The 22,959-nt window shown below is 40.5% G+C and carries 21 protein-coding genes and 2 tRNA genes; 11 read left to right on the top strand and 12 right to left on the bottom strand.

Annotation, left to right across the window (positions count from 1 at the left end):
* The first annotated feature begins 106 nt into the window (after nucleotides 1–106).
* The 3 genes from ALFOR1_RS10445 (at nucleotide 107) to ALFOR1_RS10435 (ending at nucleotide 1,240) form a co-directional block, all read left to right on the top strand.
* Nucleotides 107–183 (top strand) — tRNA-Asp (locus ALFOR1_RS10445).
* A gap of 53 nt (nucleotides 184–236) precedes the next feature.
* Nucleotides 237–313 (top strand) — tRNA-Asp (locus tag ALFOR1_RS10440).
* Between the two features lie 210 nt (nucleotides 314–523).
* Nucleotides 524–1,240: a helix-turn-helix domain-containing protein gene (locus ALFOR1_RS10435; protein WP_104642921.1), complete on the top strand. Its 717-nt coding sequence runs from the start codon at nucleotides 524–526 to the stop codon at nucleotides 1,238–1,240.
* A 52-nt stretch (nucleotides 1,241–1,292) separates the two neighbouring features.
* Here ALFOR1_RS10435 and ALFOR1_RS10430 read toward each other — a convergent pair whose 3' ends face one another.
* Together ALFOR1_RS10430 and fadE are read right to left on the bottom strand one after the other, a co-directional pair.
* Nucleotides 1,293–3,233, bottom strand: coding sequence for an alpha/beta hydrolase family protein (locus tag ALFOR1_RS10430; RefSeq protein ID WP_104642920.1), 1,941 nt, complete (start codon nucleotides 3,231–3,233; stop codon nucleotides 1,293–1,295).
* Between the two features lie 269 nt (nucleotides 3,234–3,502).
* Entirely contained in the window at nucleotides 3,503–5,959 is a 2,457-nt protein-coding gene (fadE, locus tag ALFOR1_RS10425; protein WP_104642919.1) for an acyl-CoA dehydrogenase FadE, read from the bottom strand.
* Nucleotides 5,960–6,256: 297 nt separating this feature from the next.
* Between fadE and ALFOR1_RS10420 the strand changes: the two genes are divergently transcribed.
* Nucleotides 6,257–7,021 (top strand): class II glutamine amidotransferase, encoded by a 765-nt coding sequence (locus ALFOR1_RS10420; protein WP_004587229.1) that lies wholly within the window; start codon nucleotides 6,257–6,259, stop codon nucleotides 7,019–7,021.
* 99 nt (nucleotides 7,022–7,120) lie between these two features.
* On the opposite strand, the gene ALFOR1_RS10415 is transcribed toward ALFOR1_RS10420, so the two are convergent.
* The 5 genes from ALFOR1_RS10415 to cmoA form a co-directional block, all read right to left on the bottom strand.
* On the bottom strand, nucleotides 7,121–7,927 hold the full coding sequence (locus ALFOR1_RS10415; protein WP_408634446.1) for a DUF3108 domain-containing protein: 807 nt from the start codon (nucleotides 7,925–7,927) through the stop codon (nucleotides 7,121–7,123).
* On the bottom strand, nucleotides 7,881–8,528 hold the full coding sequence (purN, locus tag ALFOR1_RS10410; RefSeq protein ID WP_058548297.1) for a phosphoribosylglycinamide formyltransferase: 648 nt from the start codon (nucleotides 8,526–8,528) through the stop codon (nucleotides 7,881–7,883). Before purN ends, ALFOR1_RS10415 begins: the two co-directional genes overlap by 47 nt.
* Entirely contained in the window at nucleotides 8,528–9,580 is a 1,053-nt protein-coding gene (purM, locus tag ALFOR1_RS10405) for a phosphoribosylformylglycinamidine cyclo-ligase (RefSeq protein ID WP_104642917.1), read from the bottom strand. Before purM ends, purN begins: the two co-directional genes overlap by 1 nt.
* Nucleotides 9,581–9,771: 191 nt before the next feature.
* Nucleotides 9,772–10,740 (bottom strand): tRNA 5-methoxyuridine(34)/uridine 5-oxyacetic acid(34) synthase CmoB, encoded by a 969-nt coding sequence (cmoB, locus tag ALFOR1_RS10400; protein ID WP_104642916.1) that lies wholly within the window; start codon nucleotides 10,738–10,740, stop codon nucleotides 9,772–9,774.
* A gap of 12 nt (nucleotides 10,741–10,752) precedes the next feature.
* Nucleotides 10,753–11,478, bottom strand: a complete 726-nt coding sequence (gene cmoA / locus ALFOR1_RS10395) for a carboxy-S-adenosyl-L-methionine synthase CmoA (RefSeq protein ID WP_058548294.1) — start codon at nucleotides 11,476–11,478, stop codon at nucleotides 10,753–10,755.
* 116 nt (nucleotides 11,479–11,594) lie between these two features.
* Between cmoA and ALFOR1_RS10390 the strand changes: the two genes are divergently transcribed.
* On the top strand, nucleotides 11,595–12,284 hold the full coding sequence (locus ALFOR1_RS10390) for a DUF3334 family protein (RefSeq protein WP_058548293.1): 690 nt from the start codon (nucleotides 11,595–11,597) through the stop codon (nucleotides 12,282–12,284).
* Nucleotides 12,285–12,517: 233 nt separating this feature from the next.
* Here ALFOR1_RS10390 and ALFOR1_RS10385 read toward each other — a convergent pair whose 3' ends face one another.
* Together ALFOR1_RS10385 and ALFOR1_RS10380 are read right to left on the bottom strand one after the other, a co-directional pair.
* Nucleotides 12,518–13,012, bottom strand: a complete 495-nt coding sequence (locus ALFOR1_RS10385; protein ID WP_058548292.1) for a M48 metallopeptidase family protein — start codon at nucleotides 13,010–13,012, stop codon at nucleotides 12,518–12,520.
* A 13-nt stretch (nucleotides 13,013–13,025) separates the two neighbouring features.
* Nucleotides 13,026–13,874 (bottom strand): DUF72 domain-containing protein, encoded by an 849-nt coding sequence (locus ALFOR1_RS10380; RefSeq protein ID WP_104643658.1) that lies wholly within the window; start codon nucleotides 13,872–13,874, stop codon nucleotides 13,026–13,028.
* Nucleotides 13,875–14,121: 247 nt separating this feature from the next.
* On the opposite strand from ALFOR1_RS10380, the gene aspS reads away from it, so the two are divergent.
* The 3 genes from aspS (at nucleotide 14,122) to ALFOR1_RS10365 (ending at nucleotide 16,916) form a co-directional block, all read left to right on the top strand.
* Complete coding sequence (gene aspS / locus ALFOR1_RS10375) at nucleotides 14,122–15,900, top strand: aspartate--tRNA ligase (protein ID WP_104642915.1); 1,779 nt, start codon at nucleotides 14,122–14,124, stop codon at nucleotides 15,898–15,900.
* 159 nt (nucleotides 15,901–16,059) lie between these two features.
* Nucleotides 16,060–16,290 carry a hypothetical protein gene (locus tag ALFOR1_RS10370; protein ID WP_058548290.1) on the top strand — a complete coding sequence of 77 codons (231 nt, stop codon included), beginning with the start codon at nucleotides 16,060–16,062 and terminating at the stop codon, nucleotides 16,288–16,290.
* Nucleotides 16,291–16,319: 29 nt separating this feature from the next.
* A complete protein-coding gene (locus ALFOR1_RS10365; protein WP_058548289.1) occupies nucleotides 16,320–16,916 on the top strand; it encodes a pentapeptide repeat-containing protein in 597 nt (198 codons plus the stop codon).
* An 86-nt stretch (nucleotides 16,917–17,002) separates the two neighbouring features.
* On the opposite strand, the gene ALFOR1_RS10360 is transcribed toward ALFOR1_RS10365, so the two are convergent.
* The gene (locus ALFOR1_RS10360; RefSeq protein WP_058548717.1) at nucleotides 17,003–17,326 is read right to left on the bottom strand and encodes a hypothetical protein; all 324 of its coding nucleotides are present in this window, start codon (nucleotides 17,324–17,326) and stop codon (nucleotides 17,003–17,005) included.
* A gap of 125 nt (nucleotides 17,327–17,451) precedes the next feature.
* Between ALFOR1_RS10360 and ALFOR1_RS10355 the strand changes: the two genes are divergently transcribed.
* Nucleotides 17,452–18,195: an alpha/beta fold hydrolase domain-containing protein gene (locus ALFOR1_RS10355; RefSeq protein WP_104643657.1), complete on the top strand. Its 744-nt coding sequence runs from the start codon at nucleotides 17,452–17,454 to the stop codon at nucleotides 18,193–18,195.
* A 62-nt stretch (nucleotides 18,196–18,257) separates the two neighbouring features.
* On the opposite strand, the gene ALFOR1_RS10350 is transcribed toward ALFOR1_RS10355, so the two are convergent.
* Nucleotides 18,258–19,460 carry a bifunctional alpha/beta hydrolase/OsmC family protein gene (locus ALFOR1_RS10350; RefSeq protein ID WP_104642914.1) on the bottom strand — a complete coding sequence of 401 codons (1,203 nt, stop codon included), beginning with the start codon at nucleotides 19,458–19,460 and terminating at the stop codon, nucleotides 18,258–18,260.
* Between the two features lie 271 nt (nucleotides 19,461–19,731).
* On the opposite strand from ALFOR1_RS10350, the gene ALFOR1_RS10345 reads away from it, so the two are divergent.
* The gene (locus ALFOR1_RS10345) at nucleotides 19,732–20,571 is read left to right on the top strand and encodes an isopenicillin N synthase family dioxygenase (protein WP_104642913.1); all 840 of its coding nucleotides are present in this window, start codon (nucleotides 19,732–19,734) and stop codon (nucleotides 20,569–20,571) included.
* 257 nt (nucleotides 20,572–20,828) lie between these two features.
* Here the strand turns inward: ALFOR1_RS10345 and ALFOR1_RS10340 are convergent, their stop codons facing one another.
* Entirely contained in the window at nucleotides 20,829–21,251 is a 423-nt protein-coding gene (locus ALFOR1_RS10340) for a DUF1801 domain-containing protein (protein WP_104642912.1), read from the bottom strand.
* A gap of 137 nt (nucleotides 21,252–21,388) precedes the next feature.
* Here ALFOR1_RS10340 and ALFOR1_RS10335 point away from each other — a divergent pair, with 137 nt between their 5' ends.
* Nucleotides 21,389–22,783 carry a DEAD/DEAH box helicase gene (locus ALFOR1_RS10335; protein WP_058548285.1) on the top strand — a complete coding sequence of 465 codons (1,395 nt, stop codon included), beginning with the start codon at nucleotides 21,389–21,391 and terminating at the stop codon, nucleotides 22,781–22,783.
* Nucleotides 22,784–22,959 lie beyond the last annotated feature (176 nt).

The raw sequence follows: 22,959 nt of genomic DNA, 5'->3' as shown, positions 1-22,959 counted from the left end.
CAGTTGGTTAGAATACCGGCCTGTCACGCCGGGGGTCGCGGGTTCGAGTCCCGTCCACTCCGCCAACACTTACACAACATATGGTTGTAAAACATATTCTTATTATGGAGTGGTAGTTCAGTTGGTTAGAATACCGGCCTGTCACGCCGGGGGTCGCGGGTTCGAGTCCCGTCCACTCCGCCATTTGATATCGTAACAAAATTAGTAAGTGCATTACCCCATGCACATACCACTGCGGAGTGGTAGTTCAGTTGGTTAGAATACCGGCCTGTCACGCCGGGGGTCGCGGGTTCGAGTCCCGTCCACTCCGCCACTTGTTATTCCCTCAATAACAAGATTATAAAATTATTTCATATTTCTTTTAATAAAACATACTTTGGCTATCAGCTATCAGCTATCAGCTATCAGATCGACTCTTTTATACTAACCTGCTAATATTCCTTATTATTCTTCATTATTCAGCTTCATATATCTGCATGAATTACCAAGAATCTAACCTCACTTTTAAAAAGGAAGCATTAAGATGAGCACATTAGGTCAACAATTAAAGCAGCTACGAAATGATAAAAAACTGAGCCAGCCAGAGTTCGCTCAGCAAGTGGGGATAGAGCAGAGCTATTTATCAAAACTTGAAAACGATAAATCAATTCCCTCGAATGAAATATTTAGATCTTTATTTATTGCATTAGATCTTTCAATTGATGAGTTTATGAAGCCGCTTGTATCGAGCCATGATAAAGCTAGGCTGATGCAAATACCCGATGTAGAAGTGTGGTTTAAAAGTAAAGCTGTAAAGAGTTCTGCTGCACAGCGAAAAATTATATACCTCGCTATGTTTTTGATTGCTTTTGGCTGTGCATTATTTTATGTAGGACATAAAAACTATCTGTTCAATGAACGCTTTTACGAATACAAATCACTGGGTGTGATCAAAAAAGATGAACCTCTGAATATTTATACTCATTGGAGCAATTATATTATTGAATCAAACCGCGAGAAAAGAGAAGAAAAAGGGCGGGAAATACTAGCCAGAAGAGTACAAAGTTTTAAGTTAATGGATAAGTATGTTGGTGAGTCATTTGTCGAAGCCGTTGAGGGAGGTAAACGTGTTTATAGTGCAGATGAAATCTCGCGAACAATGCCACATGCAGGCAATAGCTGGCTCGAATTTATCGGCATATTTGCCGCTGTATTTGGTTTGGTGTTTGCTTTACTGGAACCTAGATTAACCAAACAATAAAAAGCCTGCGTACAAGAAAACGCAGCAGGCTTTAATATAAATTGGTCTACAATTACCCTTGTGGGCCAAATGACTCTTTTAAGTAAGTATCTAAAAAGTTTAAATAAGCGTTAGAAGCGCTGATACGGTTTTCTTTTTTAGTAAAACCATGGCCTTCATCTTCAAACAATACATATTCTACTGGTACGCCATTGGCTTTGACTGCGGCAACGAGTTCATCGCTTTCAACTTGTAAAACGCGCGGATCGTTAGCGCCTTGTATTACCATTAAAGGTTTTGTAATGTTTTTAGCATGAAATAATGGCGATATAGCACGATGACGCTCACCGTCTGTCGCAGGATCGCCCATTTCATCGTATAAGGCTTTTTTAAAACTCTCCCACCATGGTGGAATTGAGTTAAGTGTTCTTACCCAGTTAGTCACCCCAAAAATATTAATACCTACTTTGAATTCCTCAGGTTCAAAGGCAAGTGCAGCTGCGGTCATAAACCCGCCGTAACTACCTCCCATAATGCCAATTTTTTCGCTATCGACCCAATCTAAACTTTGAAGATGCTTTTTACCGTACACAATATCTTGTAAGTCATCTGTGCCGTGCTTTTTATCATCCAAATGAAAAAATGTTTTACCGTATCCTGAACTACCACGGTTGTTAACGGCAAAAATAGCATAGCCATGATTAATTAAGTGCTGCTGTGTCGCGCTGTAACCAGTACGGCTTTGTCCACCAGGGCCACCATGCACCCAAATTAATGCTGGCACTTTATTAGTGCTACTTGCTTGTTTGGGCTTGTACAAAACACCAGGTACCTCTAGCCCATCAAAACTTTTAAAGCGTACAATTGTGCTTTGTACTAAATTACTTTGGTTTATTTCTTTGCTAAGTGAATTAGTTAGTTGTTTGGCGCTAATACCACCGACTTGCCATACAAATAAATTACTTGGGGATGTGTCAGAGTTCAAATAAAACGCCATGGTTTTCTCGTCACTTGAGAAATTTACACTGCGTAAATTACCATTGGGTAGGGTGGGCATAGCGACTTGTTTACCTGTACGAGTATCTAAAATAGTTACTTTAGTACTGGCATCGGCATTTACTCCACTTACTTGGTAGCGTCCAGATTTAGAAAAATAAATAAATTTTACGTCCCATTCGTCTTCTAAAGCCGGGCTATGTTTCTCTGTCGCTAACTCATAGCGCCACACTTGTGAAAACTCACCTTTTGCGTCCGTAGAGTAGTATAAGTATTTACCGTCAGTAGAGAAGGTTTCAGGTGTATATTGTGCGGGATCATCATGCTTAGATATAAGTTGTGGTTTAAGGGGTTTTTTATAAGTGTCGAGAATGTATGTATCACTGTCTTTATTGGTATTATTTTTAGATAAAGCAATAAAGCGTCCATCAGGGCTAATGGCGCCAACATCTAATCCGAGTTCATTTTGATAAACAGGAGACATTTCATAGGTTTCACTATCTACGCGATATAAATCCATAAATTTGGCATCACGCTGATTGCTGGTGATAAAAAATTGGCTCCCATCTTTTGTAAAACCTGCAAAGCCAGCTCGTGTTTCATCGCCAGGGGTTAAATCTTTGATTGAACCGTCAACTTCACGCACGTAGACATGATATCGCTCGTTACCGCCTGAGTCTTTGGTAAATAATACGCGCTCATCATTAGGAAAGTAGCGTACAGGGTAGGTACTGTCTTCAAAATTGGTTAAGCGTTCTTTACTGCCTGTTTTAACATCGACCTCATATAAACTATAAATACCGCTTTCATCGCTACTAACGAGAATTTTTTTACCAGAAGGTGAAAAACTACTACCTATAAAGGATGTAGTATCAAAAAAAGTGTTGGCACTGTATGTCTGTACCGCTTGTGCTGCTGAGGTTTGTTCAGCAATAACATGTGTTGTATTGCTCGATTGGCTACAGCCAGCGAGTGCAATTGCACATGCTAGTGCGCCAAACTTAAGTGTTTTGTTCATTAATACAGTCCTTGAATTATTATTAGCGTATTTGAGTGTTGCTCGTACATTTTTTAAACGCAAGCTTTGGAGCTTATTCAAGGCTTAATAAAGTGTTACAAAGCGTGTATTAGATGAGTGATTAGCAAGCTTTATAATGTATTGGTAGGTTTTATATTTTTTGATACTGATCGAGCTTAAAGTTATTGCTTTAAGCTAATTAAAATTGAGTACAAAAAAGCCAGTGCTAGGGCGCTGGCTTTTGCTATTCAGATGCTTAGCTTGGTTGGTTAAGCTGCATCTGCTTTGCTGTCTTCACTTTTACGTGCGGCTTTGCCTGCTAATAAATCAGCTGGGTCAAAGTCATCAACGTTAATCACGTCTAAGCGGGCTTTTTCAACAGCGGCTAATTTATCAGCTTCTGCTTGGCTTAATATGCCAGCTTCAAGGCCCATTTGCGCTACTTTATCAAGTTGGAAGAATGGCAGTTTAAGGCCTTTCTCTTTACATACTCGCTCAAATAACGGCTCTACAGCCAGTACGTCTTTAAGTGTTTGCTCTTGACGGCCTACTAAATTAAGAGGTTCGTCAGTTAAGTAAACATAGCTTGCTAAACGGTTACGCGTTTCGCTAGGTACTTGTAGTAGTTGTGCTAATTTATGCTCAAGTTTGTCTGTAGGTTTACGAACCGGGCGACCAAACGGGAATAACAATACTTTTAGTACGCCACGTAGTGGGGCAGATGGCATGTTATTGATTAAATCAGCAAGGGCACGTTGGCAGTGGTAAAGATGATCCTGACAACTCCATTGTACAAGTGCAAAATCTTCTTTTTTACGGCCTTCATCGTTGTAACGTTTAAGCGTTGCAGACACTAAGTAAAGGTAGCTTAGTAAGTCACCTAAACGTGCAGAAATACGTTCTTTACGTTTAAGAGAGCCACCAAATACTGCCATGCTAATGTCAGACATAAGTGCTAAAGAGGCACTAAAGCGAGACGCGATTCGGTAAAACTCAGCCGTTTCATCTTTATAAGGTACGCTTGTAAAACGTGCACCTGTAAGTGCAAGCCACTTAGTACGTACAAGGTTCGACATAGTAAAGCCAATGTGGCCCATTAGCGCTTTATCAAATACGTTAAGCGCTTCTTCGCGGTCTTCAATTTCACATGCACCAAGCTCTGTTAGTACAAATGGGTGACAGCGAATTGCACCTTGACCATAAATAATCATATTACGGGTCAAGATGTTTGCACCTTCAACGGTAATGGCAATAGGTGCGCCTTGATAGCCACGACCTAAATAGTTATTTGGCCCAAGCATGATTCCCTTACCGCCAAGTACATCCATTGCATGAATGGTTGAGTCGCGCATTTGCTCAGTAAGATGGTATTTAATAATAGCTGAAACAACCGATGGCTTTTCACCTAAATCAACTGCGCCGGTAGACATGCTAACCGCTGCATCAGAGCTGTAAGCGTAACCTGCAAGTTTAGCCAAAGACTCTTCAACACCTTCCATTTTACCAATAGGTAAACGGAACTGACGACGAATACGGCTATAAGCACCTGTAGCTAAAGCGATAGTTTTAATGCCACCGGTTGAATTTGACGGCAATGTGATTGCACGGCCAACCGATAAACACTCAACCAGCATACGCCAGCCTTGGCCTGCCATTTCTGGTCCGCCAATAATGTAATCAAGTGGTACAAATATGTCTTTACCGCGAGTTGGGCCATTTTGAAATGGTACGTTAAGCGGAAAGTGACGACGTCCAATTTCTACTCCAGGAGTATCTGTTGGAATAAGTGCACAGGTAATACCCGGCTCTTTAACATCGCTTAATAAACCGTCTGGATCTTGTAGTTTAAATGCAAGACCAAGCACTGTAGCTACTGGTGCAAGTGTAATGTAACGCTTATTCCACGTAAGGCTTACACCTACAACTTCTTCGCCGTTCCATTGCCCTTTACACACAACACCGTAATCAGGAATTGAGCTTGCATCAGAGCCAGCCTCTGGCGAGGTTAGTGCGAAACAAGGGATTTCTTTACCGCTCGCTAAGCGCGGTAAGTAATGATCTTTTTGCTCTTTTGTACCATAGTGCTGTAATAATTCACCCGGGCCTAAAGAGTTTGGTACACCAACAATTGACGAAAGCAGTGTTGATTTACTCGTTAACTTTTGAAGTACACAAGATTGTGCAAACGCAGAGAACTCTAAACCGCCGTATTCCTTTTTGATGATCATGGCAAAAAATTGATTATCTTTTAGGTATTGCCATACATCTTGAGGAAGGTCAGTAAGCTCGTGCGTTGCTTCCCAATCATCTAGCATGCTACATACTACTTCTACAGGGCCATCAATAAAGGCTTGTTCTTCAATAGTAAGTTTAGGGATTGGGTATTGGTGTAGCTTTTTCCAATCTGGGTTACCACAAAATAAATCAGCTTCCCACCACGTAGTACCGGCATCGATTGCTGACTTTTCTGTGTCAGACATGCTTGGCGTTACTTTTTTAAAGGTAGAAAAAATAGGCTTGATTATATATTGCTGACGAATGCCAGTAACAGAAAGAGGAACCGCGATGATCAAAAAGATCAACCAGCTAATTAAACCAAAAGCACCCGCAAAGGTACCAATTAATAAAGTTGCGGCAGAAACACCAAGTGCTGTGTTCCAACTCGCTCTGTGGTAAATCGCGATGCTGAGCAATACGATTAAACCGAGTGTAAATATGAGTGTCATTGCTTATTCCTTAATAGAGGTCAGACCACCTCAGTTAGAGTAGCGCTAGTGAGCCTAAGTTTCAAGTACATTACAGTGTTAAATTATAGTCGAAATAGCCATAATTAATTCACAGCTTCCCTTAAAGAGGAACGAGCATGCATTGCCACTGCATTTAATTCAACGATTAGTTATATTAATGCGCTAAAAATCAGTAAATCAGCTAGCCAAAAAAGGTTTTTTAAGTAAATATGTCTGCTGTAGCGCAATGTAAAGCACAGCGTTATTTATACGTATTTTTTAAGGGTTAGTTTATTAATGTGTGAATTACTTGGCATGTCAGCCAACGTACCTACCGATATTTGTTTTAGTTTTTCAGGGCTTTTAGAGCGCGGTGGCAATACCGGCCCGCATAAAGATGGTTGGGGTATTACCTTTTACGAAGGTAAAGGTTGTAGAACGTTTAAAGATCCTGAGCCAAGTTATCAATCAGAAATTGCAAAGCTCGTTAAAGCGTACCCAATTAAAAGCGTGTCGGTTATTAGCCATATTCGCCAAGGTAATCGTGGGCGAGTGTGCCTTGAGAACACCCATCCGTTTACACGCGAGCTTTGGGGCCGCGAAATTACTTATGCACACAATGGGCAGCTTTCTAATTATCACGACTTAAAACCACAGTATTATCGGCCTGTAGGAAATACCGATAGCGAACTGGCATTTTGTTGGTTGCTTGATAAAATTCGTGAAAAATACCCAAAACGCCCATCTAATATGGCGTCTGTTTTTAGGTATGCGGCTAAGCTTTCGCACACGTTGCGTGAAAAGGGCGTATTTAATATGTTACTTACTGATGGCGTGTTTGTATTAGCGTATTGTACTAATAACTTACATTATATAACGCGCCGAGCGCCATTTGGTAAAGCAACCTTGATTGATGCTGATATGGTGGTTGATTTTAACGAAGAAACCACACCAAACGATGTAGTAACCGTAATAGCTACACGCCCACTCACTAATGATGAGCGCTGGCAAAAAATGCAGCCGGGTGAGTTTGCTTTATTTAAAATGGGCGAGTTAATTTAGCGCTAAATTAAAAACATAAAAAAACGCGATGTAAAATCGCGTTTTTTTATTCAATATACACTTTTACCAGTTTGCATAATTAATTATTGCAAATATGTGTTATAGCGCCTCTACGCTAGCATCGCTTTTGTCCGCTACAGCTGCAGGAGCCGCGACAGGTTGAGTAACGGTAAACGAGTTCATTTGCACTTCAAACTGCTCCATCCCTTTTTCACCTTTCCACATACGTACTAGCATGTAATCCATTTCAGGAGCAAACCATGCAAGCGCTTGGCGTTTGTCATTATCGTATAAGCGTTTAACTTTAATGGCTTCTACATTGCCAATAGGCAACGAAATCATTTCAGTGCCTGTTACTTCAAAGTTGTAGTCGCGGCGATTACCTTTTTTATCAATAAGCGGAAACGAGAAATTAGTTTCGCCTTTTTTTAGGCCTTCACGTACTTGTACTTGGTACGAAATAGCGTCCTGAAATTCGTCAGTCCACTCGCATTTTAGCGGGTATTCGCTAGTGCTACTTGTGACCACTTTATTTTGCGTATCAAAGTCTATTTTGTAATCTTTATCTGGGCCTGTGCCTGTACGCACCATGTTGTAATGATGTGGGGTAACTTTGCCATCTTTGTATGTAAACTTTGAGGTTTTTTCGCGCGAGTCAGAAAAAATCATCCACTCTATATTGCTATGATAAGTAAGCTCGTAGTTATTATCGCTTAATTTTTTAAGCTCACGTACGGCTTCACCATGATTTTTACCTTTGCGTAAAATATCATAGCTTGCTTGATACTGTGTTAGTTCGCCTGCAATAAGGCTAGTAGGAAGTAAAGCGCCCGCACATAATAGCAAGGCACTTATTTTTTTATTGTGGGTAGTGCGCGCCGTGTGCAGGAAGTTGTTTTTCGTCAAGAACTGCATAATCTGCTTCCATAGTAAGTCTTTGTTCACTGAACCATTTGACCACCAAAGGATAAATTATATGCTCTTGCTCGTGCACGCGCTTTGCTAATGTCTCTGCTGTATCATCCTTGAGTACAGGTATTTGCGCCTGAAGAATAACCGGGCCGCCGTCTAATTCTTCAGTAACAAAGTGAACACTTACGCCATGAACATCGTCTTTTGCATCAATTGCTCTTTGGTGGGTATTCAGCCCCTGATACTTAGGCAACAAAGATGGATGAATGTTCAACATTTTTCCAACATATTTTTGCACTAAGCTAGGAGTAAGAATACGCATAAACCCAGCTAATACAACTAGATTCGGCATAAAAGAGTCGATAACGTTCATTAATTGCGCATCATAGGCTTCGCGCGAGTCAAAATCTTTATGACTCAGCACTTTTGTAGCAATACCTGCTTGTTTAGCACGCTCTAGGCCATAAGCGTCTGCTTTATTGCTAATAACAGCCGCTATATGTCCATTTATCTCGCCACGTTCGCAGGCATCAATGATGGCTTGTAAATTAGAGCCACTACCTGAGATCAAAACTACCAGACGAGTGGGTGCCATTACTTAGCACCACCTACAATTTCTACTTGCTCTTCGCCTGGCGCTGCATCGTGAATTTCACCAAGGTGCCATGCATTTTCGCCTAAGTCTTTTAAAATAGTTAAGCTTTGTTCAAGTTTGTCTGCAGGGACTACTAATACCATGCCAACGCCACAGTTAAATGTACGGTACATTTCGTGAGTAGCAATGTTACCGTTTTCTTGTAGCCAGTTAAAAATAGGTGGCCACTGCCAGCTATCGCCTTTAACCACTGCCTTTGCAGAGCCTGGTAACACGCGAGGAATATTTTCCCAAAAGCCACCGCCAGTAATGTGCGAAAGGGCATGCACGTCAACTTGCTTAAATAACTCAAGTAAAGGTTTTACGTAAATACGTGTAGGCTCTAATAAATGCTCGCCTAATGTTTTACCGTCAATTACTTGGTTTGTATCAGCGTTTGATACTTCAAGTACTTTACGAATTAAAGAGAAACCGTTTGAGTGAGGACCGCTAGATGCAAGCGCAATAAGCTGATCGCCTGCTGCTACTTTAGTACCATCAATAATTTTAGATTTTTCTACTACACCGGTACAAAAGCCTGCCATGTCGTAGTCTTCACCATCATACATACCTGGCATTTCTGCTGTTTCGCCACCAATTAGGGCACAACCAGAAATCTCACAACCTTTACCAATACCGGTAACTACATCGGCTGCTGTGTCTATATCTAGTTTACCCGTTGCGTAGTAATCTAGAAAAAACAGGGGTTCAGCGCCTTGTACTATTAAATCGTTTACACACATTGCAACTAAATCAATACCAACAGTGTCGTGCTTTTTTAAGTCGATAGCTAAACGAAGTTTAGTACCAACACCATCAGTACCAGCAACTAACACAGGTTGCTTGTAACCTTCAGGAATTTCGCAAAGTGCGCCAAAACCACCAATTCCGCCCATAACTTCAGGACGACGAGTTTTTTTCACTACGCCTTTAATACGCTCAACAAGTGCATTACCAGCGTCGATATCTACGCCCGCGTCTTTATAGCTTAGAGACTGTTTTTGTTCGCTCACAGGTTTTCCTCAAAATAGTTGTTTTGGGTTGCTTAGAAACGCGCGTATTTTACAACAATTGCAACTGCGCGGCTAGCGCAAATGTAATTTTGAAATAATAAACAAGGACACTTGTCCGCTGCTTGTTGTTTAAATAAACAAAAAAACGCCCGCAGGCGTTTTTTTAGTAAATAAAGACGTTAAATTAACCGTTATGCTTTTGCGGTTAATATAGCTCTAAGTGGAGCGGGATAACCTTCAATGGTTTTACTTGTATCGTTTGGATCTAAAAAGTCTATTAACGACTCGTTTTCCATCCAATCGGTTTTACGTTGTTCTTCAAGCGTAGTAATTGCACAATCTTTTATTTGCACATCTTTAAAGCCAACACGCTCCATCCACAGTTTTAATGCAGCAGTACTTGGAATAAACCAAACATTGCGCATTTTTGCATAGCGGTCGGTAGGCACGAGTACTGTGTTTTCATCGCCTTCAATAACTAAGGTTTCCAGCACTAACTCGCCACCCGGGCGAAGCTGCGCTTTTAACTGCGCTAAAAAATCAATTGGCGAGCGACGATGATAAAGTACCCCCATCGAAAAAACCGTATCAAAGGCTTTAAGTTCCGGTAGGGCTTCTACACCTAGTGGCAATAAATGAACGTTTTCGTCTGGGTTGTAGTGTTTAATAGCCTGAAACTGACATAAAAATAAATCAGACGGGTCAATACCCACTACAAACTCGGCGCCTTCGCCGCGCATACGCCATAAATGATAGCCAGAGCCACAACCAATATCTAACACTGTGCGGCCTTTTAATGGCTCAATATGAGGCAGGAGGCGATCCCACTTCCAATCACTGCGCCATTCGGTGTTTATTTCAATACCGTGCACACTAAAAGGGCCTTTGCGCCAAGGCATCATTCGTTTTAATAAATGCGTTGCTTGTTTTTGCTCGCCTTCGCTCATTTCTCCTAGCGCGCCAATTTCTACTTTAGTGGCGATATCAACATGAATTGTTTTTACTTCAGGCAAATTTTTAAGTACTTTTTGCCATTTAGGTAAATCACCATGGCTTGCCTCTAACTGCCAATGTTTTAATTGAGCGGGTAGGGTTTCTAGCCAGTGGCTAAGTGGGCTTTGTGCAATTGCAGCGTAAAATTGGTTAAACCATTGAGACATAAATTACTCTTTTTATTTAATTGCTACCATTGAGCAAAAATTAAAACATTGATACCACACCTGTGTTTGGCTAAAGCCAATATCGCTTAAACGATTAAAGTGAGTGCTGAGTGTATCGGGGCGCATTACGTTTTCAATAGCAGTGCGTTTTTGGCTTATTTCAAGCTCAGAGTAGCCATTGTGACGTTTAAAGTCGTGGTGCAAATCAATTAATAAGTTATCGCATTGCTCGTTTTCGGCTTTAATTTTTTCGCTAAGTAGCAGCACGCCACCGGGCTTTAAGTTAGCGTATATTTTTTCAAGCACGGCTTGGCGCTGTGCATGGGGTATAAATTGCAGCGTAAAGTTCATTGCCACAACCGATGCGTTTTGAATTTCAAGCTCGTTAATATCGCCAAGGGTAACAGTAACCGGTACGTCCGATTTAAAACCTTGTAAATGCATTTTACAACGCTCAACCATGGCCTGTGAGTTATCAACAGCAATAATGTGGCAGTTATCAGTGCGAATATTACGGCGCATACTTAGTGTTACTGCACCTAGCGAGCAGCCTAAGTCGTACAGGTTTGAATTACTTTGTGCGTATTCGCCTGCTAATTTACCCATAGTGCTTACAATGGTGGCATAACCAGGCACAGAGCGCTGGATCATATCAGGAAATACTTCAACCACATTTTGGTCGAAGCTAAAATCTTTTACTTGTTGCTCAGAGGCGTAAATACTGTCTTTTGTGGTCACGAAGGCAGTCTCTTTAAAAATAATGGCACTATTTTAACATTTTATGCTGGATAGTCAGTGATAAATTCAGTAGCTTGGCTAGAATTATGAATAATAAGTATAAAAGAGAACGTTAAATGAGCAAAAGTAAGATCATCAGCACCGACGATATTTTAGCAACCCTATGTCATTCGGTAACAGGTGTACTCACATCAGCCAGCGGTAACAGCATTAGTTACTCTGCAATGGTACAAAAAATAACCCGCACTTGCATGCGCCCAGACATAGGCTGCTTTGTGTTATTTGATGGCGGCTTTACAGGTTTAGTCGTTACCAACTTTACCTCACAAGCAGCGATGGAAATATACGGCGACTACATGCGTAACATGGGTATGCCGGAGGAAGAAATTGCCCACAGCCATTTATCAGACGACGTATCTAATGTATTAGGTGAGCTGATGAACCAAATTGTTGGTGACTTTACTTCTAAAGTACGCGAGCAGTTGCATACTTCTATTACGCAAAACCAGCCAAAAATGATGGCGATTAATAAACAAGTGCAAATATCGGTAGATACCACTATGGATCGACCACAAGCACGCCGGGTAACCTTTACAACCAGCAAACAAAATATTTTCTACCTTGAGCTGGCAATGGATAAAACAGAGTTTATTAAACTTCACGACTTTGACATTGTAGATGCAATAGACCCAGACGATATTATTGAAAACGAAGCTAAGCAAAAAGCCGAAAAAGCCAAAGCAAAGTCAAAAGAAGCAGAACAAGATGATGCCGATGATGATTTTATGGCAGGCTTAGGGCTTTAATGTTATGTAGGTTGGGTAGAGCGAAGCGAAACCCAATACGCTTATGAGCTGTCAGTTTAAAGCTTTCAGCGATCAGTAGAAAAGTTACCAAAGAGAACGCGATGTTAAATCGCGTTTTTTATTATTGAGAACTTTGATTACGAGTTAGGTTGTATTTATATTTTCGCTGACCGCTGACCGCTGACCGCTGACCGCTGACCGCTGACCGCTGACCGCTGACCACTGACCGCTGTTCAATACGGATTCTCTCCCATCGCTACCACTACACAAAAAATTCGTAAATCCAATTCTAATTGGTGGTAACTCGGCTCCATGTGGCAGCAAAGTTGGTAAAAGCCTTTGTTATGATCTTTTTCTTTAAAATGCGCTAATTCATGAACCACTAACGCTTTTAATAGTGGCTCGGGAGCGCGCAATAAATCGCTGTTAATCGCTAAATCGTGCTTACGGGTTTTACCTTGCATGCGGTAGGTGTGTGTACCCAATGCGTTGGTGACCATATCGCCTTGTTTTTTAAATGCAGCGCGGCCAAACGGTGGGGCGTTTTTTAAATATTGTTTTTTAAGTTCGGTGGCGTAGCTATAAAGTAGTTTATCAGTGGTTATGGTATGCGCTTGCGGGTATTTTTTAAGTAAGTAGTTACTTACTTTTTTGTTTTTAATTAGGCTTAATACCTGATCAACAATGTTTGCCGGGTAGCCGGTAAAGTAACGTGCGTATTCACTCATTTTTATTCTCTATTTAAAAAAGCGTAGGCTGGTGGGCTTCTTTTTCGCCGCTGAATGGGTTTAATACTGGGTGATTATACCCTAGGTCTTCACAAAATTGCCTGGCAAGTAATGGGGATTCACGGTTATCGGCGGTATGAAAAAACACATACGGCGTTTTACCCTCATCAAGCCATTGTTTTACTTTACTAAGCCACGGTTTATAAAAGGATTTATAGTCGTTTTGTAAATCGGCTATGACAAAACGCGCCATCGGCTGTGAGCCAGTAGCTATTGCATGTACAGGTAAGTGCGGCTTTTTTTGTTGTGCATCTATTAACGCCTCGGTGGTTGGCTTAACTGCAAAAAGCGCCCGTGTATCCATAGAAATACGATTTATGTTATTTGCTATTAATAGCTGATTTAGGGCAATTTCGGCTTCACCTTTTTTAAAAAAATCGCTGTGGCGTACTTCCACCCCGTAATTTAGCTCTTTAGGTAATAAATCAATAAATTGGGTAAGCTTCGGTAAGTCGTTTGGGCCAAATGCTTTAGGTAATTGCAGCATTATTTGCCCTGTTTTTTCAAGTATAGGAGCAAATAACGTAAGCCAATCGGTAAGCTCTGTTTGTACATTACTAAGCTTTAGCTCGTGGCTAAAGCGACGATGAAACTTAAACGTAAATTTAAAATCATCGGGTACGCTATTTGCCCAGCGCAATACGGTGCTTGGCGATGGGTCGGCATAAAAGCTGGTATTGCCTTCAACTGAATTAAAATGCTGGGCGTATTGGCTAAGCATATCGGCGTTTTTACAGTGGCTTGAAAATAAATTGCCTTTCCACGCGTTACTCGACCACTGAGGGCATCCAATATATAACATACAAACTAGCGCCTTATTATAAAGTGGCGATAGTGTAGCAAATAACAAAACGAGCTGCTGTAAATTCAGGGGTAAAAGCCGCACACGCCCTAGCATCTTAATACTACTTGGGTATAATGCAGGGCTTAATTTGATTATTTTTAGATTGCTAGCGGCTTTATTTGTATTGTGGTGACCTGTTTTTTAAATCACACGCCTTAAAACAAATAAATTTAACCGTTTAAGCCTTTTATCTGACAGGAAAACTATGCGCTCTATATATTGCGGACAGCTAAATAAAACTCACGTAGATCAAGAAGTTGAACTATGTGGCTGGATCAACAAACGACGTGACCTTGGTGGACTTATCTTTGTCGATTTACGCGATAGAGAAGGTTTAGTACAAGTTGTATTCGATTCTGACATTGAAGAGTTAATGAGCTCTGCTAATACACTTCGTCAAGAATTTTGTGTTCAGTTAAAAGGTATTGTTCGCGCACGTCCAGACAGCCAAGTAAATAAAGACATGGCGACTGGCGAAATCGAAATTTTAGGTAAAGAGCTTACTATTATTAACCGCTCTGAACCGCTGCCACTTGATTTTAACCAAGTAAACTCAGAAGAGCGCCGTTTAAAGTATCGTTACTTAGATTTACGTCGCCTTGAAATGAGCGACCGTATTAAATTACGTGCTAAAGCAAGCAGCTTTGTTCGTCGCTTTTTAGATGAAAACGGCTTTTTAGATATTGAAACACCAGTACTAACTAAAGCAACGCCAGAAGGCGCGCGCGATTATTTAGTACCGAGCCGAGTCCATAAAGGTAGCTTTTACGCTTTACCGCAGTCTCCACAGTTATTTAAGCAATTGTTGATGATGTCGGGTTTTGACCGTTACTACCAAATTGTAAAATGTTTCCGTGATGAAGATTTACGTGCCGATCGCCAACCAGAATTTACTCAAATAGATTTAGAAACCTCGTTCATGAGCTCTGATCAAGTACGTGGTATGACTGAAAAAATGATTCGTGAGATGTGGCAATCATTATTAAACGTTGATTTAGGCGACTTCCCAATTATGCCTTACAGCGAGGCAATGAGCCTTTACGGTTCTGATAAGCCAGATTTACGTAACCCAATGAAATTAGTTGATGTTGCAGATTTAGTAAAAGATGTAGAGTTTAATGTTTTCTCGGGTCCGGCTAACGACGAAAAAGGCCGTGTTGCTGTATTAACAGTACCAGGTGGCGCTAAGCTTTCGCGTAAACAACTTGACGATTACACTAAGTTTATTGGTATTTACGGCGCTAAAGGCATGGCGTGGATGAAAGTAAACGACCGTGATGCAGGCGCTGAAGGCGTTCAATCTCCAGTGGCTAAGTTTTTAAACGAAGAGGTAATTACCCAGTTACTTGAGCGTACTAACGCACAAACTGGCGATATTATTTTATTTGGTGCCGATAAACGTAACGTTGTAAACGAAGCAATGGGCGCGCTTCGCTTGAAGATTGGTGTTGATTTAGAAATCACTAACCTTGATAGCTGGGCTCCGCTTTGGGTTGTTGATTTCCCAATGTTTGAAGAAGATGACGAAGGCACGTTACATGCTGTGCATCATCCATTCACCGCACCAAAAGATATTAGTGCAAGTGAGCTTGAAGCAAACCCAGCAGCAGCTATTTCAGATGCCTACGACATGGTATTAAACGGCTACGAAGTAGGTGGTGGTTCGGTACGTATTCACAATGCAGATATGCAAGAAGCCGCATTTAGAATTTTAGGTATTGATGCACAAGAGCAGCAAGATAAGTTTGGCTTTTTACTTGATGCACTTAAATATGGTACACCGCCGCACGCAGGTTTAGCATTTGGCCTTGACCGCCTAGTAATGCTTTTATGTGGTACAGATAACATTCGTGACGTTATTGCTTTCCCTAAAACAACTCAAGCGTCATGTTTATTAACTAACGCGCCTAGCAAAGCTAATAGCGATTCGCTTACTGAGCTTGCTATTAACGTAGTAGAAAAAGCAATTCCTAGCGAAGAGTAATTTGCTTAGCTTATTTGCTTTTAGCTAAATTTAAAAACCCTTAAGTTATTGCTTAGGGGTTTTTTTATAGCTAAATTATAGTTAGTTTACTATTTGTACTAATTCACCATGACATTTAATTAAGCGAATTGGTATTTAGCACTTTGAAAAGGAATTCTTATGTCGTTCAATCTAACTTTATTTGGTGAGTTTTTAGCTTTTTTTATTGTGTTGTGCGTGCCTATTTTTGCTGTAGCGAGTTACAAAATAGGTAAACGAAAAAGTACTATGCCCGCTGTGTTAGCCTTTGTTGGCGGGTGCTTAGCGCTATTTCCGTTATTTGCTTTAATTTTTATAGCGTTGTTAGCACTTAAAAAAGACTTACCTAAAAATAACCCCTATGCCCATTAAATACACCTAATTACGGACAAGTACAAACAGTGTTAATTTCTAACAATAAGCATTATTACGATCAGCAATTTAGTACCTTGCAGTTAGCAGAGCAAGCAATTGAAAATACTGAATTTGAAGAGTGTACGTTTATAGAATGTGATTTATCGCAGGCGCACTTTAAAACGTGCCGATTTATACAGTGCAACTTTAAAAATTGTAATCTGTCGTCAGTCAAGTGGGGGTATAGCTCGCTTGAAGATGTAAGTTTTAGCCATTGTAAGTTAAACAGCGTGCAATGGGGCGATGCAGATTGGGGAGCGCTAAGTATAAATGCGCCAGTGAGCTTTAATAGTTGTGAGCTCAGTAACAGCTCTTTTTTTGAATTAACTTTAAAATCTCTAAAATTAATTCACTGCTATGCAAAAAACGTTGATTTTAGACATGCCGATTTAAAGCAAAGTAAATTTACCGGGACAGATTTTCGCGATAGTGAGTTTCTTCAAACCAATTTAACTAAGTGTGACTTTGTTGGCGCAACTGAGTTTAATATTGATTTAAACAATAATATATTAGCGGGCGCTAAGTTTGAGCGCTTTGAAGCACTTAATTTGCTTACAAGCCTTGATATAGAACTGTGTGACTAATTTACGTTATTTAGAAGCTGCAAAGTGCGAGCTTCTAAATAATGAATAACCTAGCATAGAGGTTAAACAGTCGCTTTAGCTAGGTATTAACAGCTAGGGCCATTTTTATTACGTGCACTTGCAAGTGCACGCGCAATTTCAAGCAGTGCAGGGGTAATATCATCAGCGCCGTCTTTAACAAGCTTAGTTACATCACCCGATGAATATAAGCTATCGCGCGGCGACTTAATACCTAACTCACGAACAAAGTCTTTTGTTTTGCCTGTGCTGCCTGTTTCAATAAATTTAAAAATAATACGCTCATTATTACTTTTAGGCTCGGCCTGTAACACGGCGATTTCTTCTTTGTAGGTTTCTATTCGACTTTGCAAAATGTCGATACGTTGTTCAATGGTGCTGTATGATTTCATGGGGTACTTTTCTAAATTAACTAAGAATAATACGCGTATTATCGCATACATTAGCAATGGCGCGCGCTAACCTTTATAGTAAAAGTTATTTTTATTTAAAAACAATAGTTTATATAAGTTTAAACATGCATAAAATAATAAAAAAGTTAATAACATTAAGCGCACTTAGCCTAAGCGCGAGTCTAATTTCACCTTTTAGCTTTGCACAAGACGATGTACTAGTAGATCAAAGTCGCAATCGAACCATACCTATCAATATCACACTTCCAAATAACAGTAATAAATGCAGCGCGCAGATAAAGTGCCCTGTAGCTTTTATTAATGCGGGCTACGGCATTAGCCACAATGAGTACACGTTTGCCAGTAAGCTGTTTAATGCAAAAGGTTATTTAAGCATTGCAGTAGCGCATGAATTTAAAACCGACCCTGCGCTTAATCGTATGCAGCCATATTTAACCACCCGCATGGAAAACTGGCACCGCGGTGTAGTAACACTTAAGTTTTTAGTTAATCAGCTAAGTGAGCAATACCCTGAGTATGATTTTACTAAACTTACTTTGTTTGGGCACTCTAACGGCGGTGATATATCAGCTTTATACGCTTCAATTTATCCAGGAGAAGTAAACCAAGTAATTACACTGGATCACCGTCGCATGTTGATCCCACGTAATAAAAATACACGCGTACTGACATTGCGCGGTAGTGATTACCCCGCTGATGCAAACGTGTTATTAAACGGTACAGAGCTTAAAGAGTTTCCTGTTAGCCAAATAACGATAGAAAAATCGCGCCATAATGATATGTACGATGGCGGGCCAAAATGGCTGGTGGATAGAATGAGTAAAGAAGTAGGGGCGTTTTTAAATTAATAAAACTTGTAGAGCTTTACTTTATTAGATAGCGCAGCCATGGCTGCGCTATTTTATTTTAGTTACTCAACTAACTCACTGACAACAAGTGGGCTGTTATGCAGGGTTTTATGCACGGGGCATTTGTCGGCTATTTCTAGCAGGCGTTGGCGCTGTGCTTCGGTTAAATCGCCGCGTAGGGTAATTTTACGGGTGATGGCTTCAAGGTTTTGAGTGCATTCACCGTTGTCGCAATCTTTGTAATAGTCACGCGTGTGTTCAAGCTCTACTTTTACATGATCAAGCGGCAGTTTTTTTAATGTTGCGTACATACGCAGTGTCATCGAGGTACATGCGCCTAAACCCGCGAGTATATGATCGTATGGATCAGGGCCTAAATTATTGCCGCCTACCTTTAATGGTTCGTCGGCTAGCCAGGTATGGTCTTTTGTACTTACGTGCTGGGTAAAAATATGGTCTTTTTCTTCTACTAAGACTTTTCCACCTTCTAATTTTGCACTGTAGCCGGCTTTATCATATTTAACATATCGGTTTGCCCAATTAGCAATAATAGTCGCTGCGTAATCGGCGTCATTTTTATTGCTTAATAAGTGATCGGCGTTATCTAGGCTTATAAAACTTTTAGGATGTTTAGCTGATGCGTAAATTTTTTCGGCTTCAGAAATATTCACTGTTGCATCAACAGGGGAGTGCATAACCAATAGCGCGCGTTTTAATTTGCTTATATGGCTACGATCGTATTTGGCTATGTCGTCTACAAATTGCTTTTTAATGGTAAACTCACGACCAGCTAAGCTTACTTTAGCTTCACCCGCGGCGTTAATTTCATCTAAATGCGCTTCAAAATTATGCGCTACATGCTGCGCATCTGATGGTGCTCCAATAGTTGTAATCGCTGATATTTCAGGAATGTGTTCAGCGGCTGCAAGTACGGCTGCGCCGCCTAAGCTGTGGCCAATTAATAACTGTGGGGCTTCGAAGTTTTTACGTAAGTGATCGGCTGCGGCAATTAAGTCTTGAATGTTTGAAGAAAAATTACTGTTGGCAAAGTCGCCATCGCTATTACCAAGGCCGGTAAAATCAAAACGCAGTACGGCTATGCCTTGTTGCGTTAATGCTCGGCTAATACGCGTTGCGGCAGCAATATCTTTACCGCAAGTAAAGCAGTGGGTAAAGAGTGCATAAAATTTTATGTCGCCTGATGGGCGTTCGAGTTGGCCGGCAAGTTCTAAATCACCGCTTTTAAAAGATACTTTTTGTCGCATGGATGAGCCTTAGTGTCACAATTAAATACGTTACAATGATAGACCAGATATGAGCACTAATGTGTGCAAAATCAATGTTTATTATACTTTGATCTCGATCAAGTAAACTGCTTACTAAATGGCCTTGCGGACATTTGTCCTTATGTTTTTGGGGCGGTTTGTCTATCCTCGCACAGCGCTATAATGAAGGCTTTGCTATTTTATCTTGGCATTTTAGCTATTATATTTTAAAGCAGTTCACTTCTAACAACCTATTTCACTGGAACGTACAATGCAATTACCTACTGTTGATTATAAAGCTCCCGATGCGGCTGCTCACTTTGTTGAATCGTTAAGAAATACTGGCTTTGGTGTATTAAAAAACCACCCAATCCCACAATCTTTAGTTGAGTCTATTTATAAAAATTGGCAAGACTTTTTTAACTCAGAGCAAAAGCACGACTTTTTATTCTCTAAAGAGACTCAAGACGGTTATTTTCCGCCTTCAGTATCTGAAGTAGCGAAAGGCTTTACAATAAAAGACATTAAAGAGTACTTTCATGTTTACCCTAAAGGCCGTGTTCCAGCGCAGCTTGAAGCTGACGTACGTGAGTATTACCGCTTAGCTAACGAGTTTGCTGCAACGCTTTTAAGTTGGGTTCAAGCAGAAGCTCCTGCAGATGTACGTGCTAAGTTTTCTATTGATTTAAAAGACATGATTGCTGATTCTGAGCAAACATTATTACGTATCCTTCATTACCCTCCAATGACGGGTGACGAAGAGCCTGGTGCTATTCGCGCCGCTGCACATGGTGATATTAACTTATTAACTGTATTACCGGCGTCTAACGAGCCTGGTTTACAAGTTCAAAAAACAGATGGCGGTTGGTTAGATGTACCATGTGATTTTGGCAGCTTAATTATTAATATTGGTGACATGCTTCAAGAAGCGTCGGGTGGTTATTTCCCATCGACTATTCACCGTGTAATTAACCCAACGGGTAAAGCATCTAGTAAGTCGCGTATTTCGTTGCCACTATTTTTACACCCACGTCCTGATGTTGTGCTTTCTGAGCGCTACACTGCAGATAGTTACTTGCAAGAGCGTTTACGCGAGCTAGGTGTTAAGTAATATTATATTTATTGAGTTAAATATAAACAAAAGCGGCTTTTAGCCGCTTTTGTTGTTTTAAGCAAGGTTATATCAATCTGCAATAATACTTAATCATTTTGCGGGGCTAAACGTGTCGCTACCTGCGTTAAAAAATGCTCATTTACGACTGCATGAATGCAGAGCAATTGCCGAGAACAACTAAATAGAAAATTTTGCCAAGCTTTCAACACGCTTTTCCAGCCTCAAAATTGATCACTTAATTAAGCAGATTGGTATTAATTTTTTGGGTATGTTTGCCTCATTATTAAAACTGACTCAGCAATTATTTGCTCAAGTATAGCTAAATCGATATTTTCTAATTTCGTCACGTACAAACAGCTTTTACCTAGGCTATGTTTACCAAGCTTATCTAATAATACCGCTATTTTGGGGTGATCAAACCCGGGCATAATATAAATAGAAAGCTTAGTTTTACGTGGTGAAAAGCCGGTGATTGGCCATTCGCCTGTACGGCCTGAGTCGTATTTATAGTTGTAGTGATCAAAGCCTATAATATCTTTACCCCATAGAACGGGCTTTGACTGGGTTACTTTTTCAAACAGTGCTAGTAAGGTTTGTGTGTCTTCAATACGTTTTGAATCTATACTTTCTAGGCATTGCTTAAGTGTTATTTGATTAGCTTTAGTTTTTAATGTCATAGCGTTGATTTGTATTGTTATTAGCTACTTTTAAGGTTAGCACTTAATTTGCAGAGTGAATATTTCCATGCATTTCTAAGTTAGTTGCGTATAATGCGCCCTTGGCCGGTTTGGCCTCTATTTTATTGAGAGATTTTATGAGTTTTGATGGTTTAGGTTTATCACAGTCTTTAGTTAATGCGGTTTTAGAAAAGGGCTATGAAACGCCAACGCCTATTCAGGCTCAAGCAATTCCTGCAATTATTGAACGTCGCGATGTTATGGCGGCTGCGCAAACAGGTACTGGTAAAACCGCAGGTTTTACGTTACCGCTAATTGAGCGTTTATCGTCGGGCCCTAAAGCTAAAAGCAATCACGTACGTGCACTTATATTAGCGCCAACTCGTGAGCTTGCATTGCAAGTTAGCGAAAACGTAGAAGAGTACGCTAAGCACTCTGACGTAAGTTCGTTTGTAGTGTATGGCGGTGTTAAAATTAACCCGCAAATGCAGCGCCTTCGTAAAGGGGTTGATATTTTAGTAGCCACGCCGGGTCGATTAATTGATTTACATAATCAAAATGCAGTTAAGTTTGATAGTGTTGAAGTACTCGTGCTTGATGAAGCTGACCGCATGCTTGATATGGGCTTTATTCACGATATTAAACGCCTTATTGCTAAAATGCCTGCTAAACGCCAAAATCTTATGTTCTCAGCAACATTTTCAGACGATATTCGTGCATTAGCAAAAGGCCTAATAAACGATCCTGTTGAAATTTCAGTTGCAGCAAAAAACACCACGGCTAAAAGTGTAACGCAAAGTGTTTATGCAGTAGACAAACCACGTAAAACAGCATTATTAAGCCACTTAATTCGTAGCAACGATTGGCAGCAAGTTTTAGTATTTAGCCGCACTAAACACGGTGCTAACCGCTTGGTTAAACAACTTGAGCGCGACGATATAGTAGGCGCAGCTATTCATGGTAATAAATCACAAGGCGCACGTGTAAAAGCACTTGATGGTTTTAAAAGCGGAGAAGTACGTGTACTTGTAGCGACTGATATTGTGGCACGCGGCCTTGATATTGTTGAGCTTCCGCATGTTGTTAACTATGACTTACCAAATGTATATGAAGATTACGTACACCGTATTGGTCGTACAGGTCGTGCTGGTGCGTCTGGTCATGCGATTTCGTTTGTAACAACTGAAGATGCAGTAGATTTATACGGCATTGAGCGCTTTATTGGGGAGCTTATTCCTCGTGCTGAAGAAGAAGGTTTTGAGCCAGTAAACCCAGTAGCTGAGCGTGCATTAGATGCTCGCCCGTTACCAGCTAAAAAGCCTAAGAAAAAACAGCCTTTCAATAAACCTAAATCTGATAGCAGCAAGCCTAACAGTAAAAAGCCAAACAATGGCGGTAATGGTACAGGCCCTCGTCGTGGTGGTTCTAAAAAGCCAGCAGCCAAAACAGATGATAATGCACAAAACCCATGGGCAAAACGCCAATCGGTTGGTGGTAATGGCCAGCGTCGTCGTCGCACAAATAACGATTAATCATTATTAATGATTGTATTGGCCTTTAACTAAACGCTAATACAAAAAAACGCGCTACCTTTTTAATAAAAGTAGCGCGTTTTTTATTATCTGTAATTTATACTTATACCAATCTGCTTATATACGGGGCCTATTTAACGTTAAGAAAATTACGCTAGAACTAGGCAAAAATTTTT

The sequence above is a fragment of the Pseudoalteromonas carrageenovora IAM 12662 genome, from assembly GCF_900239935.1.
GTDB lineage: Bacteria > Pseudomonadota > Gammaproteobacteria > Enterobacterales > Alteromonadaceae > Pseudoalteromonas > Pseudoalteromonas carrageenovora.
This window is presented reverse-complemented; position numbering and strand designations above follow the sequence as displayed.